Below are 7,031 nucleotides of genomic sequence, written 5' to 3'. Positions count from 1 at the left end.
TGTTTCGGCGAGGCATAGTCACGCCTTCGACATGCGGTTGATTCACGTTACGAAATCAGGTGATGCTGCGCCCGAAATCCGCGCCGAACTTTTCCAGTTGCGATGCGTGGTGGGCTCCTACGATGTTGGGGTACTTGAACCCGCCCACGACGTGGTAATACATCACGTGGTATGCCTCATCGACATTGTGCAGGTTACGAATGTCGTTCGATTCCACCGCATATAGATACGGAAAAACGCTGCGCAGATAATCGAGGAAGTCAGGAACGGAAGTGCGCTGGAAAACATTCAAGCACCAATGATTCAGTTCCAGGGTAACCGTCGGCTTGTATTGCGAGATTGTTTGGCGGAGACCTTCAATCACGTCCTGCTCAAACCCTTCGACGTCAATCTTGATGAAGTCGATCTCTCCAATGCCATTTTGCCGTACGAATGAATCCCCCGGAACAACCTCGATGGCCTCGATCTGATGCCCCGCCGATGCTTGCAGCTTGTTCGAGACGAAACCGCCCGATCTGTTATTAGTGGAGAAGGTTAATTCGAATGTCCCCGCGGTCTTGCCCAGACCGACATTCTGGGGAAAAACGTTGTTCAGCTCCGCGGCCTCGATGTTCTTGGCCAGGAACTGGAAGGTGGAAGGCGACGGTTCAAAGCTGACTACTTTCTTTGCGCGGCTGCCGAACAGTATGGAAGTGCAGCCGATATTTGCCCCGATATCGAGCACCGTGTCTGTGGGCTTGATCAGCGAATCGAACAATCGAACCATGTCCGGTTCAAACGTCCCCTGAATATGGTCGAGGTAATTGTCGTCTGATTCGATACGGTACGTCTTGCCCCCGATGTTCGTGACCACATAACCTGTCGAGTGTTCGGGTTTCTCTTCGATCGCATCATGAGATTCAACGACGGCATGACTGATGGCTTCGTTGCGCGGCGCTGACAGGCGAGTTCGAAAGTGGTCCAAAATTCTCATCAAGAAACTTCTCCGTTTGAAGTTACGCCGTTGGTCAACACTGCTATTGGGAAACTAAGTCACGTCGTAGTTTAGTGTAATTTGTAATTTAAGGTAAGAGCTTCAATAGTCGGCCGCCCGATTCCGGCAAGGATATGTCGAGCGCGTTTCTTCCCGCTGCGATGGAGGGGCGAAGTCAATCTTCAAATCGATCGCAAGCAGCCGACGATTTAACAATTGAAAAAGGTCTTCTTGAAGTATCGCCCGCAGAGGAAGGCGTCCTTCATGCGGGGCCGGTGCCGCTGGTCATCTCTTTCCGAAGTGCAAAAATCTTTTTGCTTTCAAGCACTTACAGAGCGCACGCTTCAGTTCGCTTGCGCCATCTTTTTGCTGATTGCGGTATATTTTTTACACTTAATTCGAACGGAGATCATCATGGCAGACACCATTATGCAATTGCAGAAACTTTACGTTACCTATTTCAGCCGCCCGGCCGATCCCGAGGGTCTGCAGTTCTGGAACAATGCGCTCATCAATAATCCCAATATGTACCAGCGGATTTCGCAAGAGTTTTCGGAGTCGCCAGAGTACCAGAGCAAGTACGCGAACATGAACAACCAGGCGGTGATCACCACCGTGTACCACAACCTGTTCAGCCGTGAACCCGATCCCGAAGGCCTGGCTTTCTGGACCCGTGCGCTGAACTCGGGCGACATTACGATCGCAACCGCGGCGAGTGAAATCGCCGCCGGCGCCCAGACGGCCGACCGCATCGTCTTTAACGGGAAGGTTGCGGCGGCAACCTCGTTTACCGATCACGTGGACCAGCCGAATGAGATAAAGGCGTATATGGGCCAACATGCGTTCCAGCTCGCGCTGGACTACATCGCGTCGATCAAGGACCTGGCCTCGGCCGCCTACGCGATGGACCCGGGCGTGATCGATTCGGTCATCAGCACGATCGTCAGCGATGCCGGCATGTCCGCAGTTTCGCCGGGCATGGCACAGCTGGTCGGCGTGCAGGACTTCAATCCACCGCCGCTCGGCGTTTGATGCGATTGGGCCCGCGTTTCGCCCAGCCGGGCGGGCGCGTGCCCGTCAAGCCTTCAGGCGCGCCGGCAGCGCAACAGGTGTTACCGGGCAGCCGGCATGCTGGCAGGTTCGGCGTTGTTGGACGCGCTGGAGCAATGCGGGCACGACTCGCCCACCACATACTGCGGCGAGAGCTGCTGGCGCGGCGTGACCACTGCGCGGCAGGCAAAGCATTGCACGGTTTCGGTCGGCTCCAGCTTGGGATTGAGCGCGGTGCGGTAGTCGAATACGAAGCAATCACCCGTGTAGTGCTCGCCGCCGACTTCCTCGAAGTATCTCAGGATGCCGCCTTCGAGCTGGTACACGCGCTCGTAGCCGATTTCCTTCATGTGAATCGCCGCCTTTTCGCAACGGATGCCGCCGGTGCAGAAGGTCACCACCGTCTTGCCTTGCAGCTCGTCCTTGTGCTTGGCCACTTCGGCCGGAAAATCGCTGAATTTCTCGATCCGGTAGTCGAGCGTGTTGTCGAACGTGCCGACGTCCACCTCGAACGCGTTGCGCGTTTCCATCATCACGACCGGCACGCCGTCGTCATCAACACCCTGGTCAAGCCAGCGCTTGAGCGTTTTGGCTTCCACCGCCGGTGCGCGGCCCAGTTCGGGCTTAATCAGCGGCATGCGCATCGTGATGATTTCTTTCTTGATCTTCACCAGCATGCGCTTGTGTGACTGCTCGTTCGAGAAACTTTCCTTCCACTGCAGGTCGGCAAGGCGCGGATCGCTCGTCACCCAGCCCAGGTACTGGTCGATGTTCTCGCGCGTGCCCGAGACGAACATGTTGATGCCTTCCGGCGTCAGCAGCACGGTGCCCTTCAGGCCGAGCTCGTTGCACAGGGCCTGGTACTGCGGGCGCATCTCTTCCAGGTTGTCGAGAGTGACGAATTTATAAGCGGCGATGTTGACTTGAACGGACATGGCAGTGCGGTGCAAAAAGATAGGGCAGTATTATAAGGCAGCAGGCTCCGCTGGGATCGGCAAAGGCCGCTCTGGCGCGTGCAAGTGTCGCATCCGCGCTCGTCACGGCGGTTGACACATGCCTGTGGACAACCCCCTGAACCCGCGCTCCGATGTAGAATTGCCGGATGACTTCCCCGATCTTCACCCACCTGCGCGTTCATACCGAGTATTCCATCGTTGACGGCCTGGTTCGCCTGGACGACCTGGTCGCCGCGGCGCTCAAGGACAACCAGCCGGCGCTCGCCGTGACTGACCTCGCCAACATGTTCTGCATGGTCCGGTTTTACAAGGCCGCGCGGGGCAAGGGCATCAAGCCGGTGGTCGGGGTCGACGCCTGGATCACCAATGACGAGAATCGCGACAAGCCGTCGCGTGTGCTGATCCTGGCAAAGAACCGCACCGGCTACCTGCAGCTGTGCGACCTGTTGTCGAAAGCCTGGCTGACCAACCAGTACAAGGGCCGCGCCGAGATCCGCATGGAGTGGCTGGAGCAGCTTGCCACCAGCGTGTCGACGCTGGAGCCGGAGGTGCCGCAGGCGAACGCGCTGATCGTGCTGTCGGGTGCGCATTTCGGCGACATCGGCATGGCGATCGAGAACGGCGACCTGGAAAACGCCGAGCGCCTGGCCGAGCGCTGGTCGCAGATCTTCCCCGGCCACTTCTACATCGAGATCCAGCGCGCCGGCCAGCCGAACCAGGAGCAGCAGGTGCGCCAGTCGGTGGCGCTGGCGGGGCGCCTGGGGCTGCCGGTGGTGGCCACCCACCCGGTACAGTTCCTGCGCAAGGACGAATTCATCGCGCACGAGGCGCGCGTGTGCATCGCCGAAGGCGAGATGCTGGCCAACGCCAAGCGCGTGCGCCGCTTTAATGAGGACATGTGCTTCAAGTCGCAGGCCGAGATGGCCGAGCTGTTCAAGGACCTGCCCGGCGCGCTGGCCAACTCGGTCGAAATCGCCAAGCGCTGCAATGTCACGCTCACGCTGGGCAAACCGCAGCTGCCGAACTTCCCGACCCCGGGCATGACGATCGACGAGTACCTGGTGGCGGAGACCAAAAAAGGCCTCGAGGAGCGCCTCGAACAGCTGTTCCCGGACCCCGTCAAGCGCGAGGAAGCTAGGGCCCGCTACGAGGATCGCCTGCAGTTCGAGAACGACACGATCATCAAGATGAAGTTCCCGGGCTACTTCCTGATCGTGGCGGAGTTTATCCAGTGGGGCAAGAACAACGGCGTGCCGATTGGCCCGGGCCGTGGTTCGGGCGCCGGCTCGCTGGTTGCATACTGCCTGAAGATCACCGACCTCGATCCGCTGCGCTACAACCTGCTGTTCGAACGCTTCCTGAATCCTGAGCGTGTCTCGATGCCCGACTTCGACATCGACTTTTGCCAGGAAAAGCGCGAACTCGTGATCCAGCACGTCAAGGACCTGTACGGCCGCGACGCGGTCTCGCAGATCGCCACCTTCGGCACCATGGCGGCCAAGGGCGCGATCCGCGACGTGGGCCGCGTGCTCGACTTCGGCTACAACTTCTGCGACGGCATCTCCAAGCTGATCCCGTTCAAGCCCGGCAAGCAGGTCTCGATCGCGGAGGCGATCGAAGAGGAACCGCTGCTCAAGGAACGCCAGGAGAACGAGGAGGAAGTCAGCCAGCTGCTCGAGCTGGCGCAGCAGGTCGAGGGCATCACCCGCAACATCGGCATGCACGCCGGCGGCGTGCTGATCGCCCCCGGCAAGCTGACCGATTTCTGCCCGCTTTATACCCAGAGTGGCGACTCGGGCGTGGTGTCGCAGTACGACAAGGACGACGTGGAGGCCGTGGGCCTGGTCAAGTTCGACTTCCTGGGCCTGACCACGCTGACCATCCTCGACCGAGCGGTCAACTACATCAAGGCGCTCGACCCGGCCGAACAGGACTTCGACCTGGCCAGGCTGCCGCTCACCGACAAGGCCTCGTACAAGCTGCTGACCGACGCCAAGACGGTCGCGATCTTCCAGCTTGAATCGCGCGGCATGCAGGGCATGCTCAAGGACGCGCGCCCCGACCGCTTCGAGGACATCATCGCGCTGGTGGCGCTGTACCGTCCGGGACCGATGGACCTGATTCCCGACTTCTGCAAACGCAAGCACGGCGAAAAGTTCGACTACCCCGATCCGCGCACCGAGGGCATCCTGGCCGAGACCTACGGCATCATGGTCTACCAGGAGCAGGTGATGCAGATGGCGCAGATCATCGGCGGCTACTCGCTCGGCGGCGCGGACATGCTGCGCCGCGCGATGGGCAAGAAAAAGCCGGAGGAGATGGCGGAGCACCGCCTGATCTTCCGCGAAGGCGCGGCCAAGGGCGGCCTGACCCAGGAGAAGGCCGACGAGATCTTCGACCTGATGGAAAAGTTCGCGGGCTACGGCTTTAACAAGTCGCACGCCGCCGCGTACGCGCTGCTGTCGTACCACACGGCGTACCTCAAGGTGCACCACACCGCCGCGTTCATGGCAGCGAACATGTCGCTCGCGATGGAAGACACCGACAAGATCAAGATCCTGGTCGAGGACTCGATCGACGTGTGCGGACTGACCATTCTGCCGCCGGACATCAACGAGTCGCAGTTCCGCTTCACGCCCGAAGGTCCGCCGCCGTCCGTGACCGGCAAGCGCGTGACCAACATCCGCTACGGCCTGGGCGGGGTCAAGGGCTCGGGCGAAAACGCGATCAACGCGATCATCGCCGCGCGCGAATCGGGCGGCAAGTTCAAGGACCTGTTCGACTTCTGCAAACGGGTCGACAAAAAGCAGATCAACCGCCGCACCATCGAGGCCCTGATCCGCTCCGGCGCCATGGACTGCTTCGGCGTGGACCGCGCGGTGCTGCTGGCGTCGGTCAGCTTCGCGATCGAGGTCGCCGACCAGGCAGCGGCATCGGCCAACCAGGTGAGCTTGTTCGGCGGCGACGATTCCGACCTGGTGGCCCCGCCCGAGTACGTCAAGGCCACGCCGTGGACCGAACGCCAGAAGCTGGCCGAGGAGAAGATCGCGCTCGGCTACTACCTGTCGGGCCACATGTTCGACTCGTACGCCACGGAAGTACGGCGCTTCACCAAGACCAAGCTGTCGGATCTGGAACCGTCGCGCGAGCCGCGCATGCTGTGCGGCGTGATCACCGGCGTACGCACCCAGCTGACCCAGCGCGGCAAGATCCTCATTGTGGCGCTCGACGACAAGACCGGTGTGGTCGAGGTGACCGTGTACAGCGAGCTGTTCGAAGCGCACAAAAACATCTTCAAGGAAGACGATTTCCTGCTCGTGGTGGGCAAGGTGTCGGAGGACCGCTTCAACGGCGGCCTGCGCATCACGGCCGAGAAGGTGTACGACATCGCGGCTGCGCGCATCCACTACGGGCACAAGCTGGAGATGGACCTGTCGTGCGACGTGAACCCGGCCAAGCTGGCCGAGATTCTGCAGCCGTACCGCCAGCAGGACGGGCTGCCGGTCAGCCTGCGCATCAAGCCGCAGGGCGTGCCGTGCACGGTGCAGCTGGGCGACGGCTGGCGCGTGGCGCCGTCCGACGCGCTCAAGCAAGAGCTCGAGCTGGCGCTGGGCGCCAAGGACGTGGCGGTCGACTACTGATGCGTGACGCGTTTCCTGATTAAAGCCTACTAAAGTAGCACGTCGTTCCCGCGAAGGCGATGAGTGTCATTTCACGCAGCCTATGGGGGGAACAGCGCCAGTGGCGCTGTTCCCGCCTGCCCGGGAACGACGATTTTTGAGCTAACTAAATTCTGCAAGCTACACAACGCGCAGAGAACGAAGCGCCGGGTGGGCGTTTCAACCCGCAGCGCATCCCGTAGGGTGTGCAGCTCTGCTGCGCACGCGGATTGCGAACACCATCAGCGGTTCAGCCAACAGGCCCCGGGACGGTGGCGACGAAGGCTGTGCATAGTTCGCACCGCGTGCGCAGCAAAGCTGCACACCCTACGGGTTGACCCCATAGGCAGCGTGAAATGACGCTCAGCATGGGTTCCCGCCAAGGGGGGCGCC

The 7,031-nt window shown here is 60.7% G+C and carries 4 protein-coding genes; 2 read left to right on the top strand and 2 right to left on the bottom strand.

From position 1 onward, the window contains the following. Positions 1 to 55 precede the first annotated feature (55 nt). Positions 56 to 973 carry an FkbM family methyltransferase gene (locus E4O92_RS11710; RefSeq protein WP_135189953.1) on the bottom strand — a complete coding sequence of 306 codons (918 nt, stop codon included), beginning with the start codon at positions 971 to 973 and terminating at the stop codon, positions 56 to 58. A gap of 414 nt (positions 974 to 1,387) precedes the next feature. Here E4O92_RS11710 and E4O92_RS11705 point away from each other — a divergent pair, with 414 nt between their 5' ends. Further along, entirely contained in the window at positions 1,388 to 2,005 is a 618-nt protein-coding gene (locus tag E4O92_RS11705) for a DUF4214 domain-containing protein (RefSeq protein WP_167759769.1), read from the top strand. An 80-nt stretch (positions 2,006 to 2,085) separates the two neighbouring features. Here E4O92_RS11705 and E4O92_RS11700 read toward each other — a convergent pair whose 3' ends face one another. Next, the gene (locus E4O92_RS11700; RefSeq protein ID WP_135189951.1) at positions 2,086 to 2,958 is read right to left on the bottom strand and encodes a sulfurtransferase; all 873 of its coding nucleotides are present in this window, start codon (positions 2,956 to 2,958) and stop codon (positions 2,086 to 2,088) included. Positions 2,959 to 3,125: 167 nt separating this feature from the next. Here E4O92_RS11700 and dnaE point away from each other — a divergent pair, with 167 nt between their 5' ends. Continuing rightward, positions 3,126 to 6,620, top strand: coding sequence for a DNA polymerase III subunit alpha (gene dnaE, locus E4O92_RS11695; RefSeq protein ID WP_135189950.1), 3,495 nt, complete (start codon positions 3,126 to 3,128; stop codon positions 6,618 to 6,620). Positions 6,621 to 7,031: the final 411 nt, after the last annotated feature.

The organism is Massilia horti, from assembly GCF_004614195.1.
Lineage (GTDB): Bacteria > Pseudomonadota > Gammaproteobacteria > Burkholderiales > Burkholderiaceae_D > Telluria > Telluria horti.
Note: the sequence above shows the minus strand (reverse complement) of the source record. Positions and strands in the feature narration are given on the sequence as shown.